Source organism: Pseudomonas sp. L7, from assembly GCF_046605565.1.
Taxonomy (GTDB): domain Bacteria; phylum Pseudomonadota; class Gammaproteobacteria; order Pseudomonadales; family Pseudomonadaceae; genus Aquipseudomonas; species Aquipseudomonas wayambapalatensis.
Map to the genome: position 1 here is coordinate 2070506 of NZ_CP176784.1, position 20390 is coordinate 2090895.

Annotated in this window: 6 protein-coding genes; 5 read left to right on the top strand and 1 reads right to left on the bottom strand. The window is 61.0% G+C overall.

The features are described from left to right. Nucleotides 1–117: 117 nt before the first annotated feature. Together treS and glgB are read left to right on the top strand one after the other, a co-directional pair. Nucleotides 118–3429: a maltose alpha-D-glucosyltransferase gene (gene treS, locus ACK3BK_RS09630; protein WP_411384180.1), complete on the top strand. Its 3312-nt coding sequence runs from the start codon at nt 118–120 to the stop codon at nt 3427–3429. A gap of 181 nt (nt 3430–3610) precedes the next feature. Then, nucleotides 3611–5821 (top strand): 1,4-alpha-glucan branching protein GlgB, encoded by a 2211-nt coding sequence (gene glgB, locus ACK3BK_RS09635; RefSeq protein WP_411384181.1) that lies wholly within the window; start codon nt 3611–3613, stop codon nt 5819–5821. A gap of 45 nt (nt 5822–5866) precedes the next feature. On the opposite strand, the gene ACK3BK_RS09640 is transcribed toward glgB, so the two are convergent. Then, complete coding sequence (locus ACK3BK_RS09640; protein ID WP_186709741.1) at nt 5867–6943, bottom strand: autotransporter outer membrane beta-barrel domain-containing protein; 1077 nt, start codon at nt 6941–6943, stop codon at nt 5867–5869. 486 nt (nt 6944–7429) lie between these two features. Here ACK3BK_RS09640 and ACK3BK_RS09645 point away from each other — a divergent pair, with 486 nt between their 5' ends. Genes ACK3BK_RS09645 through ACK3BK_RS09655 form a run of 3 tightly spaced genes read left to right on the top strand, consistent with a single transcriptional unit; the run spans nt 7430 to nt 20276 of the window. Further along, nucleotides 7430–12043: an Ig-like domain-containing protein gene (locus ACK3BK_RS09645; RefSeq protein ID WP_411384182.1), complete on the top strand. Its 4614-nt coding sequence runs from the start codon at nt 7430–7432 to the stop codon at nt 12041–12043. A 42-nt stretch (nt 12044–12085) separates the two neighbouring features. Then, nucleotides 12086–16684: a neuraminidase-like domain-containing protein gene (locus ACK3BK_RS09650; protein ID WP_411384183.1), complete on the top strand. Its 4599-nt coding sequence runs from the start codon at nt 12086–12088 to the stop codon at nt 16682–16684. Next, the gene (locus tag ACK3BK_RS09655) at nt 16674–20276 is read left to right on the top strand and encodes a hypothetical protein (RefSeq protein WP_411384184.1); all 3603 of its coding nucleotides are present in this window, start codon (nt 16674–16676) and stop codon (nt 20274–20276) included. Before ACK3BK_RS09650 ends, ACK3BK_RS09655 begins: the two co-directional genes overlap by 11 nt. The last annotated feature ends 114 nt before the right edge of the window (nt 20277–20390 follow it).

Genomic DNA, 20390 nt, shown 5'->3' on the forward strand with positions numbered 1-20390 from the left:
GGCAAGCCCGCTCCCACAGGTTTTGCGCCGCCTTTGTAGGAGCGGGTTTACCCGCGAAGGACCGCAGAACGGTCCCGACAGCCTCACGCCGAAATTCGATCTTGAAAGGAGTCGCACATGGCCAAGCGTTCCCGCCCGGCAGCCTTCATCGACGACCCGCTGTGGTACAAGGATGCGGTGATCTACCAGTTGCACATCAAGTCGTTCTTCGATGCCAACAACGACGGTATCGGCGATTTCGCCGGCCTGATCAGCAAGCTCGACTATATCGCCGAGCTTGGGGTCAACACCCTCTGGCTGCTGCCGTTCTACCCCTCGCCGCGTCGTGACGACGGCTATGACATCGCCGAGTACAAGGCCGTGCACCCCGACTACGGCAGCATGGCCGATGCCAGGCGCTTCATCGCCGAGGCGCACAAGCGGGGGCTGCGGGTGATCACGGAGCTGGTCATCAACCACACCTCCGACCAGCACCCCTGGTTCCAGCGTGCCCGCCACGCCAAGCGCGGCAGCAAGGCGCGGGACTTCTACGTGTGGTCGGACGACGACCAGAAGTACGACGGCACGCGGATCATCTTCCTCGACACCGAGAAGTCCAACTGGACCTGGGACCCGGTCGCCGGTCAGTATTTCTGGCATCGCTTCTACTCGCACCAGCCGGACCTGAACTTCGACAATCCGCAGGTGATGAAAGCGGTGATCGAGGTCATGCGTTTCTGGCTCGACATCGGTGTCGATGGCCTGCGTCTGGACGCGATCCCCTACCTGATCGAACGCGACGGCACCAACAACGAGAACCTGCCCGAAACCCACGACGTGCTCAAGGCGATCCGCGCCGAGATCGACGCCAACTACCCCGATCGCATGCTCCTGGCCGAGGCCAACCAGTGGCCGGAAGACACCCGCCCGTATTTCGGCGAGGGCGATGGCGACGAGTGCCACATGGCCTTCCACTTCCCGTTGATGCCGCGCATGTACATGGCCCTGGCCATGGAAGACCGTTTTCCGATCACCGACATTCTGCGCCAGACCCCGGAGATTCCCGCCAACTGTCAGTGGGCGATCTTCCTGCGCAACCACGATGAGCTCACCCTGGAAATGGTCACCGACCGCGAGCGCGACTATCTATGGAACTACTACGCCGAGGACCGCCGCGCGCGCATCAACCTCGGTATCCGTCGGCGCCTGGCGCCGCTGTTGCAGCGCGACCGCAGGCGCATCGAACTGCTGACCAGCCTGCTGCTGTCGATGCCCGGCACCCCGACGCTGTACTACGGCGACGAGCTGGGCATGGGCGACAACATCTATCTCGGTGACCGGGATGGGGTGCGCACACCAATGCAGTGGTCGCCGGACCGCAACGGTGGTTTCTCCAAGGCCGACCCGCAGCGCCTGGTGCTGCCGCCGATCATGGACCCGCTGTATGGCTACCAGACGGTCAATGTCGAGGCCCAGAGCCACGACCCGCATTCGCTGCTCAACTGGAACCGGCGTCTGCTCGCGGTGCGCAAGCAACAGAAGGCCTTCGGTCGCGGTACCTTGAAGATGCTGACCCCGAGCAACCGGCGCATCCTCGCCTACGTGCGCGAATACACCGATGCCGATGGCAACAGCGAGACCATCCTGTGCGTGGCCAACGTTTCGCGCGCGGCGCAGGCCGCCGAACTGGACCTGTCGCAGTATGCCGAGCGGGTGCCGGTGGAAATGCTTGGTGGCAGCGCCTTCCCGCCCATCGGCCAGTTACCCTTCCTGCTGACCCTGCCGCCGTATGCATTCTACTGGTTCCTGCTGGCTTCCCACGACCGCATGCCCAGCTGGCATATCCAGCCTGCCGAAGGCTTGCCTGAACTGACCACATTGGTGCTGCGCAAGCGTCTGGAGGAGTTGCTCGAAGCGCCGTCGGTGGACACCCTGCAGGCGTCGATCCTGCCGCAGTACCTGCCCAAGCGCCGTTGGTTCGCCGGCAAGGAAGGACCGATCGATGCGGTGCGCATTCGCTATGGCGTGCGCTTCGGCACGCCGGCCGCCCCGGTGCTGCTCAGCGAGCTGGAGGTGCTCAGTGACGGCGTGACCAGCCACTACCAACTGCCGTTCGGCCTGCTGCCTGAAGAGCAGATCCACAGCGCCTTGCCTCAGCAGCTTGCGTTGTCGCGGGTACGCCGAGGTCGACAGGTCGGGCTGATCACCGATGCCTTCGTGCAGGAGTCGTTCGTGCGGGCGGTGTTGCGCGCCTGCGAGGATGATACCCGCTTGCCCTCAAGTGCCGGCGAGCTGCGCTTCGAGTGCACCGGGCAACTGGCTGACCTGGCGCTGGGTGAGGACAGTGAGGTGCGCTACCTGAGTGCCGAGCAGTCCAACAGTTCGGTGGTGATCGGTGAACGTGTGGTGCTCAAGCTGATCCGGCGGGTCAATCCGGGCGTTCACCCGGAGTTGGAAATGAGCGCTTATCTCACGGCGGCCGGCTTTGCCAATATCTCGCCGTTGCTGGCCTGGGTCAGTCGTGTGGATGAGCAGGCGCAATCGCACCTGCTGATGATTGCCCAAGGTTACCTGAGCAACCAGGGCGATGCCTGGTCGTGGACCCAGAACACCTTGGAGCGGGCGATCCGCGACGAGATGGAACCCACCCAGACCAGTGCCGAGGCGCACACCGACGCCTTGTCGGAGCTTTCGGGCTTTGCCACCTTGTTGGGGCAGCGCCTGGGTGAGATGCACCTTTTGCTGGCCGCGCCCACCGCCGACCCGGCCTTTGCACCGCGCCCCAGCGACAGCCAGGACAGCCAGCGCTGGGGGCGACAGATCAATGCCGAGCTCAGTCATGCCCTCGACCTGCTGGCCGAGCATCGCGAGGAGCTGGACGGCGAAAGCCAGGCGTTGGTCGATGACCTGCAGCAGCAACGCGAAGGCCTTGCCCAGCACATCGACACACTCGCACGCCAGGCCCAGGGCGGCTTGCTGATGCGGGTGCATGGCGACCTGCATCTGGGTCAGGTACTGGTGGTGCAAGGCGATGCCTACCTGATCGATTTCGAGGGCGAGCCAGCGCGGCCTTTGGACGAGCGCCGGGCCAAGCACAGCCCGTACAAGGATGTCAGCGGCGTGCTGCGCTCGTTCGACTATGCTGCAGCGATGATCCTGCGCAGCGCCTCGGCGGTAGACCTGTCCGATGCCGCGCGCCAGGCCCGTCAACGGGTTGCCCGGCAGTACCTGCATCAGTCGCGTCATGCCTTCGTCGAAGCCTATGGCCTGGCCACCGCCGCCATTGCCCATGCCTGGCAGCACGCCGAGGGCGAGCGCGCCGCGCTGGAGCTGTTCTGCCTGGAAAAGGCCGCTTACGAAATCACCTATGAAGCCGACAACCGACCCGGCTGGCTGGCCGTGCCTTTGCATGGTCTGCATGGGTTGATCAGTACCTGGGGCGAAGCATGAACCCTGGAGGGACGGTAGTGTTGCCTGGCACCGGCTGCGCCGGTGATCGGGGGACGAGCCCGCTCCCACAGGTACTGTTGTGCAGGGGTGGGAGCGGGCTCGTCCCGCGATCATGGGCGCAGCCCGTGCCAGGCACTGCGTTACTTTGAAAAATATATGGAATATGGAAAGGGGCAGTGAGATGAATGCATCAATGCGTAGCAACGGCGGTCTTCGCCAACGCGATCTCGACGCCCTGGCCAGCGCCGCGCACGCAGATCCGTTCGCGGTGCTCGGCCCGCACGTCGACGGGGCGGGCGACGAAGTCATCCGCGCCTTCCTGCCAGGCGCCTTGAACGCCCGGGTGTTGGCGCGTCACGACGGGCGCATTCTCGCCGAGATGGAGCAGGGCAGCCTGCCGGGCCTGTTCAGCGCATACCTGGACGAGCGTCAGCCCTACCTGCTGCAGATCGGCTGGGCCGGTGGCGAGCAGATCACCGAGGATCCCTACAGCTTCGGCCCGCAGCTTGGCGACATGGATCTGTACCTGTTCGCCGAGGGCAATCATCGCGACCTGTCAGGGCGCTTCGGTGCCCAGCCGATCCAGGTCGACGGCGTCGACGGCGTGTGCTTCTCGGTCTGGGCGCCCAACGCCCGGCGTGTCTCGGTGGTGGGCGACTTCAACAACTGGGACGGCCGTCGCCACCCCATGCGCCTGCGCCACGATGCCGGGGTGTGGGAGCTGTTCATCCCGCGCCTGGGCGTGGGCGAAACCTACAAGTTCGAAGTGCTGGGGGCGGACGGTGTGCTGCCGCTGAAGGCAGACCCCCTGGCCCGCGCCACCGAACTGCCGCCGAGCACCGCCTCGAAGGTCGCAGGGGCACTCAGCCACGACTGGCGCGACCAGCAGTGGATGGAGCAGCGGGCCCAGCGCCATGCCTACAGTGCGCCGCTGTCGGTCTACGAACTGCACGCCGGCTCCTGGCGCTGCGAGCTGGACGAAGCCGGTGAGGTCGCACGCTTCTACAACTGGCGCGAGCTGGCCGAACGCCTGGTGCCCTATGTGCAAGAGCTGGGTTTCACCCATATCGAACTGCTGCCGATCATGGAGCATCCCTTCGGCGGCTCCTGGGGCTATCAGCCGCTGTCGCTGTTCGCGCCAACCTCCCGCTACGGCAGTGCCGAGGATTTTGCTGCCTTCATCGATGCCTGCCACCAGGGCGGCATCGGCGTGATTCTCGACTGGGTGCCGGCGCATTTCCCCACCGACGAACACGGCCTGGCACGCTTCGACGGCACCGCGCTGTACGAGTACGACAACCCACTCGAAGGCTTTCACCAGGACTGGAACACGCTGATCTACAACCTTGGCCGCAACGAAGTGCGAGGCTTCATGCTCGCCTCGGCGCTGCACTGGCTCAAGCATTTCCATATCGACGGCCTGCGTGTCGATGCCGTGGCCTCCATGCTGTACCGCGACTATTCGCGCAAGGCCGGCGAGTGGGTGCCCAACCGCCATGGCGGGCGTGAGAACCTCGAGGCGATCGACTTCATTCGTCAGCTCAACGACATCGCAATGCACGAGGCGCCCGGTGCGCTGATCATCGCCGAGGAATCCACGGCCTGGCCGGGCGTCAGCCAACCCACGCAGCAGGGCGGCCTGGGTTTCGCCTACAAGTGGAACATGGGCTGGATGCACGACACCTTGCACTACATCCAGAACGATCCGGTACACCGTGCCCATCACCACAACGAAATGAGCTTTGGCCTGATCTACGCCTACTCCGAGCATTTCATCCTGCCCATCTCTCACGATGAAGTGGTGCACGGCAAGCGCTCGCTGATCGACAAGATGCCCGGCGATCGTTGGCAGAAATTCGCCAACCTGCGTGCCTACCTGACGTTCATGTGGATGCACCCGGGCAAGAAGCTGTTGTTCATGGGCTGCGAGTTCGGCCAGTGGCGCGAGTGGAATCACGACCATCAACTGGATTGGTACCTGTTGCAGTATTCCGAGCACCAGGGCGTGCAGAAGCTGGTGGGTGACCTGAACCGGCTATACCGCGAGCTGCCGGCACTGCACGAGCAGGATTGCCAGCCCCAAGGGTTCCAGTGGCTGATCGGCGACGATGCCGTCAACAGCGTGTATGCCTGGCTACGCTGGAGCAGCGCCGGCGAGCCGCTGCTGGTGGTGGCCAACTTCACCCCGGTGCCGCGTGAGGGTTACCGTATCGGCGTGCCGTTCGGCGAGCGTTGGATCGAGCTGCTCAACAGCGATGCCGAGCTGTATGCCGGGAGCAACGTCGGCAACCTCGGGGCGGTGGCCGGTGAAGCGGTGGCAAGTCATGGGCAGCCGCTGTCGCTGGCCTTGAACCTGCCGCCGTTGGGCGTTCTAGTCATGAAACCTGCATGATGTCGCGGCGCATCCTCCTGCAGGGGGATGCGCCGCATGCGCTGATCACCAGCGCATCCGTACCCCAAGGCTTCCGATCAGCCCATTCAGATCGTTGTCATCCACATCACTGCTGTAGTCGGCGCTGACGAACAGCGCCACCGTCGGCGTGACCCGCGCTACCAAACCCAGGCCCAGTTCCACGGTCGCTGCACTGCGCGAGCTGGAGATCTTGTCGACCTGATCCAGCTTTACCGCATCGCTGTTGTTGAAGTCGTACCAGACGTTGGTCCGCACATAGGGTTCGATTGGCATGCCCCGCACTTCGTAGCGCCCCGACAGTTTCGCGCCCACCCGGCCACTCCAGCTCGGCTGGCTGTCGAACGCCTGCAGGGTCTCGGCCTGGGCCTGGCCGGCGGGGAAGAACTGCTGGTTGATCAACTGCGCCTGCGGCTCGATCACCCAGTGGTTGCCCAGGCCGATGGGGAAGCCACCCTCGACCGAGAAGGTCATGGCATGGCCGCTGTCATCCAGGCGCTGGCCGCTCTGGCTGCGACCGTTGACATCGATGCGCGTGCCCATGGCCACTGCATCCACATGCCAGCCCTGGTCGTGGGTCATGCTCCAGTAAACGCCCAGGCTTTCGCCGCTGAGGTTGACCGCGTTGCGCTGCTTGTCACCGAGCAGGGAGCGCATGCCGTTGAAGCTGCTCTGCAGGTTGTTGTGGCCGACGAACACCCCGGCGCGGTGCACGTTACCGCCGGCGGTCTCACGTACGAAGAGGTCCGGGCCGATCGTCAACTGCTGGCTGGGCGCCTCAAGCCGGGCTGGCGGCACGGAGGTCGGGTGCGGGGCGCCGGGGAAGAACTGTGCCCATTGGCTGGCGACCATGCCCATCGGCACATCCCCGTGACGCGCACTCATGCGTTCGGAGAACGCCTGCAGGGTGCCCATCCCCAGGCCACTGGCGCTCACAGGATTGAGCGACAGCAGGGGTATCGCCGGTGGCTGCAACGGGCTGGCGAAAGGGGTCTCTTCGTCAAGGTCGAGCGCGAACGTTTCCACCGGGGTTGCCAGAAGCAGCGACGTGGAAACCGCACAGAACAGCCGGTCGAAGCGCAAAGGATTCGATGCTCGTTTCATGGCGGATCTCCTGTTTCTTGTGGGTAACAGCCAAGGCCTGGCCTGGTGTCACGAGCTGTACGACACGAAACAGGGGGCGACACAAACCAGCACGCGGAGTTTGCTGGCGCGCGTAAAGACGCGGGCCAGAGAGCTCGGCGCGAAGTTTTCGCAGTGGGCGATATGTTCAGCTAAGGAGAGCTGGCGCCTTGCGTCAAGAAAAGGTTGGTGCGATCAGAAAATTGTGTTGTGACGGGTAACGCGTTGAATAAGCGTGTGATTGCCCTTCGGTTAGTAATGTGGGTTCTTTGTCTGGGTTTGGTTATGCCAAAACATTGCTAGCCAGGTTTGGCTGTATTAGCGGCCCTTTGATCGACTGGCTACCTGCTAATTCTGTCAGTTTCGCTCGGGCGTATTTGTACCTAGCATCCAGTGACACCCACGAAAGGGCCAGCGCAACGCAGGCCCGCTTCGCTCGCTCACGCCAAGGATCGCCAGGGGGAAACCATGGCCAAACGCCAGAGCCGCAAACAAGTTGGCCTACTCGACAGACTGCTGGACACCGAGCCGGGAATCAAAGTCAAACTCACCCCAGCGACCCTGGAGCAAGACTCGATCATTGGCCTGCAGTGCAAGACGACCGATGCGCTGATGGCGCATTATCCGAGCTTGCACAGCGACGAAGCCCAGCGACTGAAGGGGCGTCTGAATGCTGCGGCAGCGGCGATGATGCGTACTTTCCGGGAAAAGCGCCTGATTGCCGGGGCGCGCCGCCCCTCAGATGAGCTAAAGGGCCCTCTGGACTTATCCAGAGGCCCGACCTTCGAAAATCAGTTCTTGCCCAGTTGGGGCAACAACGCACATCCGCAGGCGGTGGATGCCACCACCTCGCCAGTGGCCTACCTCATCGATCTACTGACGTTCATCCAGGATCACGTCGAGGCCCAGGGCGATGCGGATCTGATCCTGACGCTAAAAACCCGGCGCCCTGATCTGTTCGAGCGCCTGATCGATGAGGCGTTCATGAACCGTGAACTGCCGCAGGTCGAGGTGATCATCCATGTCCTGGAACAGTTGATCGAAGAACATCGCCAGCAAGCGGACAGTGAGCGCACGGCCACTGAAGACAAGCTGCTCAAGGTTCGCTATCCCATCAAGCAGTTTCCCTATGAAGCGTATTGGGCGCAGATCCGTACCGTGCTGTCGCACAACTCGCTGCTGATGGGTGATGTGGCACGCCTGTCGGACATCGACAACCCTTACTTCATCCAGCCCGGTGCGCATTCACCCTGGTCCGATGCCGCGCTGCAGCAGGAAGCCACGCTGGGCCCGCTGCTGCGTGCCCTGCTGATCGAGCCACCCTACTTCGGCACAGCGGCGCAGAGTCGTGGGCTGAAGACACAGTCCGATGAGCCCGGGGAGCGGCATCAGGCGTTCTTCGAGGACAACTTCGGAGTGCCGAATGCCATGTACCTGCAAAAGGTGGTGACCTTCTGTCAGGCGGTGCAGATCAGTCAGGATGAGATGGAGTCGCTGTTCGGTCTGGCGGCCTATGCACCCACGCGTTCGGACAACGTGACCAGCAATGTGCTGGCCGAGCAGGTTTCGCCGGCCCTGTTCGTCGCACGCTTCATCAACAGCGGCGAGGCAGCGCCGGTTGGGGTTGTCAGCGATGTGCAGGACCCACAGCTGCATACCTTCGAAAACTTGTCCGAAATGCGGTTTGACCGGGTCCAACGTCTGGTGCGCGTGGCCAGCGCTTTGAATCTGACCTATGCCGAGGCCGACCAGGTGGTGTGTGCGGCAATTGATGCGGAAAAGCGCGCTGTCGCCGAAGTCAGGCGCATCAAGTCCGATGACTCGCCGTTATGGATGACGGTCAATACCCATCGGGCCTTGGGTTTGTTCCAGTTCTTGCGAGAGCGCTTCGCCTGTAGCGCTGAAGACTTTTCCGTGCTGCTCTCGGATATGGCTGTTCACGGCATTGGCGCGACTGCGAGCCATTTCGACCGGGTCTTCAACAGCGATCCCACGTCGCGTCTGGTGCTCGACGGTAGCGACTTCAGCCTCTCGGGCGACGATGTCGTGAGCAAACGTACCGTTGACCAGTTATGCCGCGGGCTGGGCATCAACCTGGAGACGTTCCGTTACCTGTCGCGTGTGTTGATGCAGGGGCAAGGGGGCGACAAGCTGCAGCGCTCTGTGCGCGTGGTCAGTGCCTTCTACCGTGTAGCGATGCTGGCCCGTCTGCTTTCGGTTACCACCATCGAGCTGCTGGCACTGTTGGAAACCCTGAGCCCCGAGGGGCTTTATGCCTTGCAACTGGCGGGGGCACCGCAAAATGCCATGTACCGCAGTTTTGCCCAGACCGACACCCTCAGCGTCATCCATGCCATCAGCCACTGCGTGCTCTGGTGTCAGGAGCAGGACCTGCCGATCAGCTGGCTGGTGCAGCAGTTGCTGCCGGTCGAGACGCCCGATGTGGTGCCCCAGGAAATCTCTGCACTGTTCGGCGAACTCAAGACTCAGTTGCTACCTTTCCAGGCCTTCGAGCAGGCCCTGCTGGATGCCGGTGTTCTGGCCCTACCTGCAGGTGAGTGGTTGAAAGCCTTGGTACAGGTTGTCGATGAGCAGGGCTTGCTGGCGGACACTGGCGACCCCGAACAGGACTTCGACCCGGAACAGTACGAGCAATTTGCCGAGCGGGAAATCAAGGCGGCGGTCGATCAGTTGGCCAGCGCCGGCAAAAGCCAGTTGCCCGATATGGACAGCGCTGAAAAGGAGCGCCTGACCGGCATTATTCTCGGCGTGGTCCTGCGCATTCGTTCGCAGCAGTGGGGCGTCGTTCAACAGGGTCTTTCACAGCTTCTGAAGGTCAATGCCGACATGGCGATCCCGATGGTCTACTGGGCCGAGGGCACAGTGCACCAACTGCTGGAGAGTGCGGTGGCCTTCGACCCGCAGCAATCCCAGTCCGATGCCATGAAGGCCATGCTGGGGCTGGTGCAGCGGATGCAGCGCTGTGCACAAATCGCGACGCGTTTCGAGTTGACGCCCACGTTGTTCTCCAGCTTGTTGATGCGCGCGCACCGCGCACGGTTCGGCATCGACGCCTTCGACTTGTCCTTGCACACGCTCTACCATCTCGATCGCTACGCCCGTGGCCTGCGTCTGGCCAAGCAAACGGAAGCACAACTGCTGGGCTATTTCTCGGCAATCGAGGGATTGCATGACCTGACCGCAAATGAACAGCGTCTGATCAGGGATGCGGCTGCCCAGCGTATCTCGGCCTGGTTGGGTTGGGGGATCCGTGAGGTGCTGGACGTGGCGGCCCGGGTTTCGCCCGATGGCATCATTCGCGATCTGACCCAGTTGCGCATCGTGGTCGACACCAAGCTGCTCAGCGAGACCACGGGGCTGAGCGCTGAATCACTGATGAAACTCAGCAAGCTGACTGCCTATTCAGACACACAGGACTACCGCGATGCCGCCCAAGAGATGCTCAGCAGCCTCGACGGTGACAGCGCGCAACGCCGGGACGAGGCAGAGCTGCGTCAGAGCCTGGCCACGCGCTGCACCGTGAGTGAGACACGTCTGATCGCCAGGGCGCCTGATCAGGAAACCACGGTGACCTTGAAACTGCTCGATATGCAGAACGAGCCGGTTTCAGGTATTCGCGTCACCTGGTCCACCGATCTGGGGGTTTTGCAGTCCCATTCCAGCTACACCGATGAAGAGGGGGTGGCCAAGGTGCGACTGCAGGCCGGTACGCAGTTGGGCAGTGCCCATGTGCAGGCCAGCTACCTGCTCGATGGCAAGGCATTCGCGCCGCCGGTGGTGATCGACTGTGACGAAGAGACGGTGCGATTGATCAGGATCGAGGGACAACCAGGTGCCAGGGCGCCTCTGGAGCTCGCAGGCGGACAAGGCATTTATCGCTTGGCTGCCCTGCTCGTCGACCGTTATGACAATGATGGGGTGGATCGTCTGGTCAACTGGTCCACCACCATCGGCTACTTTGTGGACAACATCGGTGAAACCTTGACTGACCACACCGGCTACAGCCGGATTGCGCTAAGAAGCCGGGAGGCAGGCTCGGGCGAGGTCCGCGCGTGGTACGCAGGCAAGCCCGATGACGTCACTGTGGTTCAGATTGGCTTTGCCGACAGACCCTACATCAGTTCGCTCGTACTGCAATCTGCGTTGGTCGTGGATGAGCCGATCACGGTTCAGGCCAGGGTCCTGGGGCTTGATGGCGAGCCGGTCGCTGGCCAGGCGATGTCCTGGTTGCTTGAAGGGGGCGAACTGGTCAGCGCCGACAAAACCAGTGATGGAGCCGGGCTGGGTCGAGCCGTACTGCAGGTCGGTACGGCTGGGCGGGTGAAGGTGACCGTGACCCTCAGTACTGCCGATGAAACCGCAGAGGCCTATCACAGCAAGGATCTTGCGTTCGACGTGCTTCCCGATGCGGTGATGCGGCAGTACAGGAAGATGGGGAGCTGGCCGTTGGCCGATGGCATCAGCACGGTGGAGTATGACATCCATATCGCCACTTCCGATGGCATCCCCGTGGCGCGCTACCCCATCACCTGGAGCGTCAGTGAAGGCGGCACGCGTGTGGCCGAGCCCGCTGTCAGCTTGACAGGCAGTGATGGTATTGCCCGCTTCGATCTCAAAAGCACCACGGCTGGCCAGCGTACGGTATCCGCGAGCTGGGGCAAGGCGCAGTCCCAGCCGTTCGAGCCGGTGACCTTCCTCGAGCCCCTCGGGTTGACGATCGAATTCGACGGCAAACCGTTGGAGGGGGCGATCGTCATTACGCCGCCTTCCGAAGGGGAAACGCCGCACACCTTGACCTATCGCGTGGCTGCCGGCCATTCGCTGATCGGCCAGCCGATGTCTCTTCACGTCAGTGGCCGCAACTCGGCAGCTTCGTTGGGCTTGGTGATCTCGCCTGCGCCGGGTGCCGACAACGCACTGGGCGAAGATGGCGTGACCTGGACCATCACCAGTCGACCCGTGGGCCTGAAGACGGATGTAGGGCTGAAGTTCGGATTCTCCTATGACGCCACTTATCCGTCGAACCTGACTGATGTCGTGATCAAGGGAGCACAGAAATGACTGTAGCCCCATCGACTTTCGAGCTTTTGCAGCGAGGCCCATATGAAGACTGAATTGAGCCAACAACTCGCGGAACAATGGCGCGACGCGCTGAGTGCCTATGCCATTCACCACGTACTACCGGACAAGCTGCAGGCCGGTAGCCTGAGCATGATGACGGCCGATCACCTGGACCGTTACCTGATGACCGACACCCAGGTCAGCGCCAAGGTCACCACGTCCGCGTTGGCCGAGGCAATCGCCTGTGTCCAGACCTACGTCAACGCGATCCTCAACAATATCGAACAGGGCTACGGCAAGGATTTCGCCCCCGAGTTGACTCTTTTCTGGCAGCAGGCCATGTCGACCTACTCGTTATGGGCGGCCTACCAGATGATGGAGGACTACCCGGAAAACTATATCCGTGCCGAACTGCGTCTGGACAAGACGGAGCTGTTCAAGACCCTCGAGAACGACCTGGCGCAGGGACGAATCGATGATGCGGGTGTTCAGAAGGCGCTGCTGAACTATCTGAAGGGTTATGAGTTTCTGAACAACATCCGGGTCCAGGCCGGTTACATCGACTATCGCGACGGGCACCGTGATGCCGACCAGTTCCCAGGGTATGCCTACGCCAACGCCGATTACTACTTGCTGGGCAAGGACAATGCCTCGCCCTGCGCCTATTACTGGCGCAAGGTCCAGGTACGTCTGGACCAGGCCTCCACTTATATCCAGCCCGATGCGTGGTCGGAATGGAAACCGGTGAGCATTCCGCCGGGCACGACAATGTTGCAGATGTGTCCGGTGTTGTTCGGTGGTCGGTTGCACGTGATCTGGTGGTACTTCACTGCACCGACAAAGGTCCTCGGTGCGAATGGTGAAGAAAGCAGCAAGCGTTCGTATGCGCTGACCTTGGACATCATTCACCTTGGGCTCGATAACCAGTGGACTACGCCGGAGCGACTGTGGCAGCACGGCGTCGAAGTTACCGATTCTGACGACTCGTCGCAGATACCCTCTAAAGTGAAGAATTTCAGGGTGATGGCGGTTGCGCTTGGGCGCGTGAACGGGGATGACGATCAACTGTTCGTTGCTGTTCACGATACGTCGGACAATGACGCCTGGGAGGAGAGATTCAGCCTTCAACGGGATGTCTTGAAACGTGGGACCGCACCCGCTATCGATCCTATCAACAGCGCAGCCCTTTCTCGACGATTCACAGGTGGCGCGAGCCGCTTGGCCTTTTCGCAGCGTATTGCAGCGGTCGATGCTGCGGTGAAAAGCATCAAGTCGAGTGGCAACCCTCATATTGCACTCGATGCTGTACTCGAGCAGGGCCCGACGGCGCCTTCACTGCGAGTACGTGCACGCTCCAGCGAGTTGCGCATGCGTTTTCAGACATTGGCCCTGTTGTTTGACGAAATTGGTTGGGATTACTACGGTCTTTACGTGGATTTCCGACTATACGCCATTGAATCACGAGGCGAAACGCAACTTAATTTTATCGCCGTCACGCATGGTGCCCCGAACTTTGAGTCCATCACAATCCAGCATGATGGTAAGACCCTGGCGGTATTGAAACGGTCCGATTTTACTGGAACGTGGTACCCCAACATGTTTTCGGGTATGACAAATTTCGCGTTACCGGAACTTTCGCGTCCACTCTCCAAGGAGTACATCCGTGAAGGCATGGGTTTCACGGTCATTATCGATGAAGCGTCGGGCCTGCCGCTGCAGAGCACGCGAAACCGAGTCAATGGGACTGTTGAAAGTATCCGTTTGCCGAAAGTGGAACTCCTACATCGGCAAGGCGATAAATCGACAACATGCTGGTCGGGGCCCTGGGTTCTCAATAAGCATGCCGTCAGCACCTGGAGCCGTCTGGAGGACATTCCTCTAACGGGCTCGGCAATCTTCGAAGTTACCGCCGCTGGTGAAGCGCCCGCCACCTTCACGGTGACCTGGGGCGCCACCTCGAGTCTGGCCGATACAACGATTCCATATATTCACCAACAGTCCGACGGTACCGACTTCCTCGTGTTCAATGCCATCGGTGGCGCCAGCGCGCCCTTGACCGTGCGGCTGAACTCCCAGCATGTTTCCGATTTGATCAATCGCGCCGAAGCCTCGCCCCAGGCCGTGTTCGCCTGGGATGCGCAGCACCGGCAGGAGCCGGCATACCGCAAGCAGCTGGCCGGCGCGGTGTATCAGGGGTGGCAGCCAAGTGCGGCGGACCCGTTGCTGCACATGTTCGATGCCTATGGCAGCTACCTGCGTGAGTTGTTCTTCCATGTCCCCCATCTGATCGCATCGCGTCTGCAGGAAGAGGAGCGCTTCGCCGATGCCCGGCGCTGGCTGGGGTTGATCTTCAACCCCTACCAGAAGCAGCCGCCCAGGGCGATCCCCGGCCCTGACTACTGGAACTGCGCTTGGTTGCTTCAGGATGACACTCAGGCGGCAGGGCTCGACCACGAGCTGATCGAGCCGCATGTCATCGCGCTGCGCGCGCCGTCGCATTATCGCAAGGCCGTGTTCGTGCAGTACGTGAACATGCTGATCGGCGAAGCCGACCAGCACTATCGCTACCAGACCCGCGACGGCCTGGCCCACGCTTGGCTGTTGTACCGCATGGCCGCGGACCTCATGGGAGAGGTGCCGGATGCGCGGGCAATCAATACCTGGCAACCGAAAACGGTCAGCGAGGTACTGGCTGTCGAGCCGACCGACATGCTGTTGGCGGATAGTGGTCAGGACATTGTCCCGGCCAACTTGCCCAAGCAGCTGTCGACCTTCTTCTGGGCTGGAGTGGCGGCACATCCGGCCTTCCGCTTGCCGGTCAATCGGCAGTTGCTGGACCTCTGGCAATTGCTGGCGGAGCGCTTCTACAACCTGCGGCACTTCCTGACCCTCGACGGACGACCCATGGTGCTGCCACTGTATGCACCGGCTGCGAACCCGTTCGACTTGCTGATGGCACGCATGGGGGGCGGTACCAACCTGTCGCACCTGATGGGCCAGCGCACGGTGGTGCCGCCGTATCGTTTCCGCACCCTGATCGCCAAGGCTCATGAGGTGGTGGCGACCCTGACCCAGTTCTCCGAGCAACTGCGTGGCCTCATGGAGCAGGAGGAGCGCACCGGGCTTGAAGCGTTGCAATACCAGCACGCCGCCGAGATCGCCGGATACACCATTGCCATCCAGGAGCAGTTGCTTGAGCAGCAGGAGCAGCAGGAAGGGGTATTGTCCAAGCAAGCGCTCGCCGCCCAGACTCGATACGCGCACTATACCGAGCTGGTCAGCCAAGACATGTCTGTTCTGGAAATCTCGGCAATGGTTGCCCATCACGCAGGTGGGGCTATCAATAGCGGGGGTTCCAGCGCATTGAGCGCCTACTACGCGACACAGATGGCGCCCAGGATCTTCGGAATGGCGCAGGACAGGGGGGATACGACCGCCCCCATCATGAGCGGTGCTCAGTTGCTGTTCCTGGCGGGGAGTGCATTGCAGATCTCCGGTGACATCATGCGCGAGACGTCGACCTACAAGCGTCGCCGACAGGAATGGCAGTTGCAGGCCACCTTGGCCAGCAAGGATATCGATGTCATCGCCGAGCAGGTCAAGGCCCAGGCCTGCGCAACCCAGGCCGCCAGGAACTCGCTCGATCACAGCCGCAAGGTGCTGGACCAGGCCCAGCAGATGTACGCCTTCTACCAGAGCAAATCGACCAACGTATCGCTGTATCGCTGGCTGAGGTCGCAGGTGACCGCCTGGCATGCGACGTTGTTCGATGTCGCGGTGGGCTTGTGCAACAGTGCCGAAGCTTGCTGGCAGTACGAGACGGGCAACTATGACAAACGCATCGTGCGTGCCTCGGTCTGGCAGGCAGATCGGCATGGCCTCAATGCCGCAGGCGAACTGCGCCTGGACCTGCATCGCCTGGAAGCCGAAGCCTTGTTGCGCAACGAGCGTCATCTGGAGCTGCGCAAGACCGTGTCGCTGCGTGCACTGATCGAACAGGGCCAGGTATTTGACAAGAAAGGGGCTGCACTTGGCGACTGGCCGGCGCTGCTCGAGACGCTGGTCGAGAACGGCGAACTGGATTTCAGCCTGAGTGAAACGCTGTTCAACCAGGATTACCCCGGGCATTACCTGCGGCGCCTGCACAGTGTGGCGTTGTCGCTACCTGCGTTGCTGGGGCCTTACCAGGACATCCGCGCCACCCTGACCCAGACGCAGAGCCGATTGTTGACCAAAGCCGATATCGAAGGGGTGAAGTACCTGTCGCCGCAACTTGACCAGGGTGAGGGTGAGGGGCGCTACGTCATGCGAAGTTTGCGGCCCAGCCAACAGGTCTGCCTGTCGTCGGCTACGCAGGATATCGGGTTGGTCACGGCCCCCGAGAGCGATGACCGTTACTTGCCGTTCGAAGGCACCGGCGCCGTCTCCGACTGGAACCTGAAGTTTCCGCGAGCTGCCCGGCAAACCGAACTGCTCCAAGGGCTGAGCGATATCGTCATGGAGGTGCGCTACCTCGCGCTGTATGGCGGTGCACTGTTCGAGGAGCAAGTCGAGGCGTTGTTGCCTGAAGAAGCGCCCGGACGTTTTGCTGGTGTGGTCCGGCGAGGGCATGTCCAACCAGGAGACAGTCATGAGCAATAGTCATGAGGCACAGGGTATCCAGCCGATTTCGACGCGTGCGCAAGACCTTACCAAAGGGCATGATTTTCTTCAGGATCCCTTCATCCAGAAACCAACGCAAAGCGCTGGCTCCGAAGGGCTATGGATTTACGAAGGCGAAGACAGCTTCATGCTGCGTGAAAACGATGCCAGAGACGGCACGTACCTTTCACTTTTCCGAGAGGGTCGGCTCTACCAGGACTTCACGTTGCTCGAGGGGGTTGCACAGGGCTATGCCTTGGGCTGCCAGTACAACGTTCTGTACTTTACCGAAAATTGCTGGCTCAAGGTCTACGCACTCTCGGGGGGGGCGCAAGGCCAGGTTATCCATGAGCAAGCGCTCAAGAACCCGGAGACCACCGGGCAGGCTGACGAGCAAAACCCCAAGCCCGAAGCTGAACCTACCTGGCATACGTTGACGCCCAGGCTCATCGATATACCCCAGGGAATCTCGACAATACGCGTGGCGTTCGAAACCCCCACGGGTGGGAGGCAGGATGAACTGAGCCTGCGCAACATCATTTCCGAAGTGCACCTGGCCCCCTTCGAAGGGAAGGTTTTGCTGTCGCCTGAGCCTGATCAGCCATCGCTTGCTCCGCAACCCCAGCCGCCGTTCAAACTGTGCCATGGCGCCACGTACAGCCTGCAGGTCAGCGATGCCTGGCAGGGGCAAAAGCTGAGCGTGCTGTGGCCGGGGAATGCCGATACGCCGCCCACGACATACGGGCTGACAACGAATCCGTTGCTGAATATCGACGACAGTGACGAGGAGAGTCGTTATCCGCAACCGGATGCCGGGACCAGTACCTGGAGCTTGGGGGCCAGTGCCGCCCAGGAGGTGATGTCCGGCGCGCTACCGCTGGGCCTGGGTAGTTACTGGCGGGCCGAAAAGCATGAGCTCCAGGCGCAGTTGGGGGATTTTCGCTATGAAGTGAGCGAGGTGGCCTGGGATGGCGTGGTGCCGGTTCTGGAGTGGAATAGCAGTACCACGTTGACCGCAACGCTGAGCAACCTTGTCGCGCCAGCGCGAACGATCGTTGGTCAGGATGTGGATTGGTACATCGACGATGTGCTCTACAAGACTGTCCCAACGGATGAGCAGGGCAAGTCGACGCTTGAGTTCACCCCTGAGCCGAAGGATGGTGTCGACTTCTACACCGCAGAACTCAGCGCCCGATGCGTTGATGGCCTCGGCGCGGAAAGCGACAAGCTACATGCTATCCCTGTGTACTCCCGCTCACCGTGGTCGGCCCAGTTCGATGTGTTGTTCGACGACAGGCCAATCACTGATTTCGATGACGTCAACCTGGTGCTGGGCAGTGTCGGCGAGCATACGTTGACCTTGAAGCCCAAGTCTGCGGACAACTTTTTCATAGGCGAACAGGTGACCTTGGGTTGGCCAGGAGGCACACCACAGCTGGACATCACCTTCAGCCCGAGCGAACCGCAGGAAATGACTGCTGCTGGTGTCAGTTGGACCATCATGCCTGGTGTAGAGCGGGATCATTTCACGCTCGAAGTCGTCACGCCGACGCTGACTTTGCCCCTGTCACTCAAAGGCTTGCGCCTATCGCCCAACCTCGAGGAAGAGATCGAGCTGACGCTTGCAGACGCTGTGCCGGTAAGCCCTGCGCTGTTCTGGCGAGACGATGCGCAGACGCTGAAGGTCACCCTGAAGCCCGGCAGCCCGCTGGCGAAGATGAAAACAGAAGCCTGGCTGACCTTCACCGACGGCAGCCTGAAACCGGCCAGTGTCGTTGCCGCGCCCAATTACGGTGAGCGGCGGGCGATGTTGGAAGACGGGTTGAGCTGGACACTGACCGGTGCGCAGGTGAGTGGCACCTTTGGGGTGCAGGTGCACATGCAGGGCTTTGACGAACCGATGGTCGTCGACACGTGCTTGCTGATGTCGCGAGCACTGACCGACGAAGCCGAGCTGGTCTATGACGATGAGCGTGGATCGGACGAATCGACCTGGATATTCCGGCGCATGGTGCCGTCCTACGTCGAGGTCAAGCCAAAAGCCGGAAGCCCCTTGGCTGAAAGCGGTTTGAAGGCCAAGTTGACGTTTGTGGGCGATGACCTGGTGCCGGAGGACATGGAGGCCCACCCGAATTACGAGGTTGAGCAGGGGTTCTCGGAGGGGGCGTTGCGATGGGAGATGATGGGCAAGCAGGCAAGCGGTGTGTTCGGGTTGGCCATCCAAGTGCCGGGTTTCTCGACGCCCTTGATCACGGGCAGTTGCTGGCTGCTGTCGCTACGTATGGAGGATGAGTTCGACGTGTTGCTGGATCTGGTGCCTCTGGTTGAGCCGCTGGCTATTCTCTCCAACGCAGAGCACAAGCTGGCTATCGTGCCGAAAATGGGCAGTCCGCTAGAACGAGAATTTCTGAGCGAAGCGTGGATCGAGTACGTCGAAGGCAGTTTGCCCCAGGCGCAACTGATTTCGCTTCCGACTTACAAAGAAAAACGACCGATATCCATTCCAGGACTGGCCTGGACTTTGTCCGCCAAAGTCTCTGGCACATTCGGCTTGACCATTCATACAGACGCGTTTCCAACACCCCTGACGGTGAAGTTGGGCATTGCTTTGTCGCAAGACCTGAGAGATGAACTGGATGTGAGGGTAGGCGGCCACCTGATCTTCGACCTGTTGGTGTTTCGGCGTTTGGTGAGCCAGACCGTCAGGATCGCGCCCAAGCCTGATAGCCCTCTGGCAAACCTGAAGCAAGAGGTACGGATGACACTCTGCGCTGACACTGTGAAGGAAGGGGATGTATCGGCCACTCCCGATTTTGGTGTGTCAAGAGTGATGCCTGCAGAGGGGCTGGAGTGGGAGGTGACCGGGGGCGACCTCAGTGGGAAATTCGGCTTGGCTTTTCATATCGCGGGTTTTTCGACCGTTCTGACAATTCCGACATGTGTGTTGTTATCCAGCAAGTTGGCAGATGAAGCGGAGGTGACTTATACACCTCATTTCCTGCCTGATCCCACGGTATTCTATCGCGAGGAGTATCTGTCATTCACATTGAAGGCCAAGGCGGGAAGTCCGTTGGTTGCTGCCAGGCTATCGGCGAGCATGGAATTTATTCCGCAGACGCTGAAAGAGGGCGACATGGGGTCAGTGCCCGAGTTCGGCTCAAAAATGAGACTTTCAGAGGCAGGGGTGAGTTGGAATACGCGAGGCCGGGAGGCCAGTGGTTATTTCAACTTGAAAGTTTATGTCGACGGCTTCGATACCCCGATAACGCTCGTGCCGTCTTTGATGCTGTCCAACACCGGTGCGAAAGAGTTAAGAGTTAGAATCGCGCCATCCGAAGGGGACATGATTCTTATTGTCACCGCTGTTAAGGATAGTCCCATTGCCGATAAGTCGTATTCATTATCGTTGTGGACTAACAAGTCAGATCCAGGGTTCGTGCCAGATCCAGGATTCAAAGTGGCTAGGGAGCTGAAAGGTGCCTCAGCTCTATTGTGGAACCTGGGCCCTATTTCGAGAACGGTCTCGGTGCTGACCGTTGGAGGAGACGATTTCCCATGCCCGGTTAACGTGCCATATGGCGTACCGTTATAACGATTCGCTTAAGGTGTCTTTGCAAAAGCCGCCCTGAGTGTTTTGACACGTGACGAGCGCTCGATGCCGTATTGTTGTCCTGGTTACGTATTGTTTTGTAGGCATTGCTAAACA

What these genes read in the sequence shown, in the direction of transcription:
- ACK3BK_RS09650 (WP_411384183.1), top strand. Translation starts at nt 12,086, where the DNA reads ATGAAGACTGAATTGAGCCAACAACTCGCGGAACAATGGCGCGACGCG.
- ACK3BK_RS09645 (WP_411384182.1), top strand. Translation starts at nt 7,430, where the DNA reads ATGGCCAAACGCCAGAGCCGCAAACAAGTTGGCCTACTCGACAGACTG.
- glgB (WP_411384181.1), top strand. Translation starts at nt 3,611, where the DNA reads ATGAATGCATCAATGCGTAGCAACGGCGGTCTTCGCCAACGCGATCTC.
- treS (WP_411384180.1), top strand. Translation starts at nt 118, where the DNA reads ATGGCCAAGCGTTCCCGCCCGGCAGCCTTCATCGACGACCCGCTGTGG.
- ACK3BK_RS09640 (WP_186709741.1), bottom strand. Translation starts at nt 6,943, where the DNA reads ATGAAACGAGCATCGAATCCTTTGCGCTTCGACCGGCTGTTCTGTGCG.
- ACK3BK_RS09655 (WP_411384184.1), top strand. Translation starts at nt 16,674, where the DNA reads ATGAGCAATAGTCATGAGGCACAGGGTATCCAGCCGATTTCGACGCGT.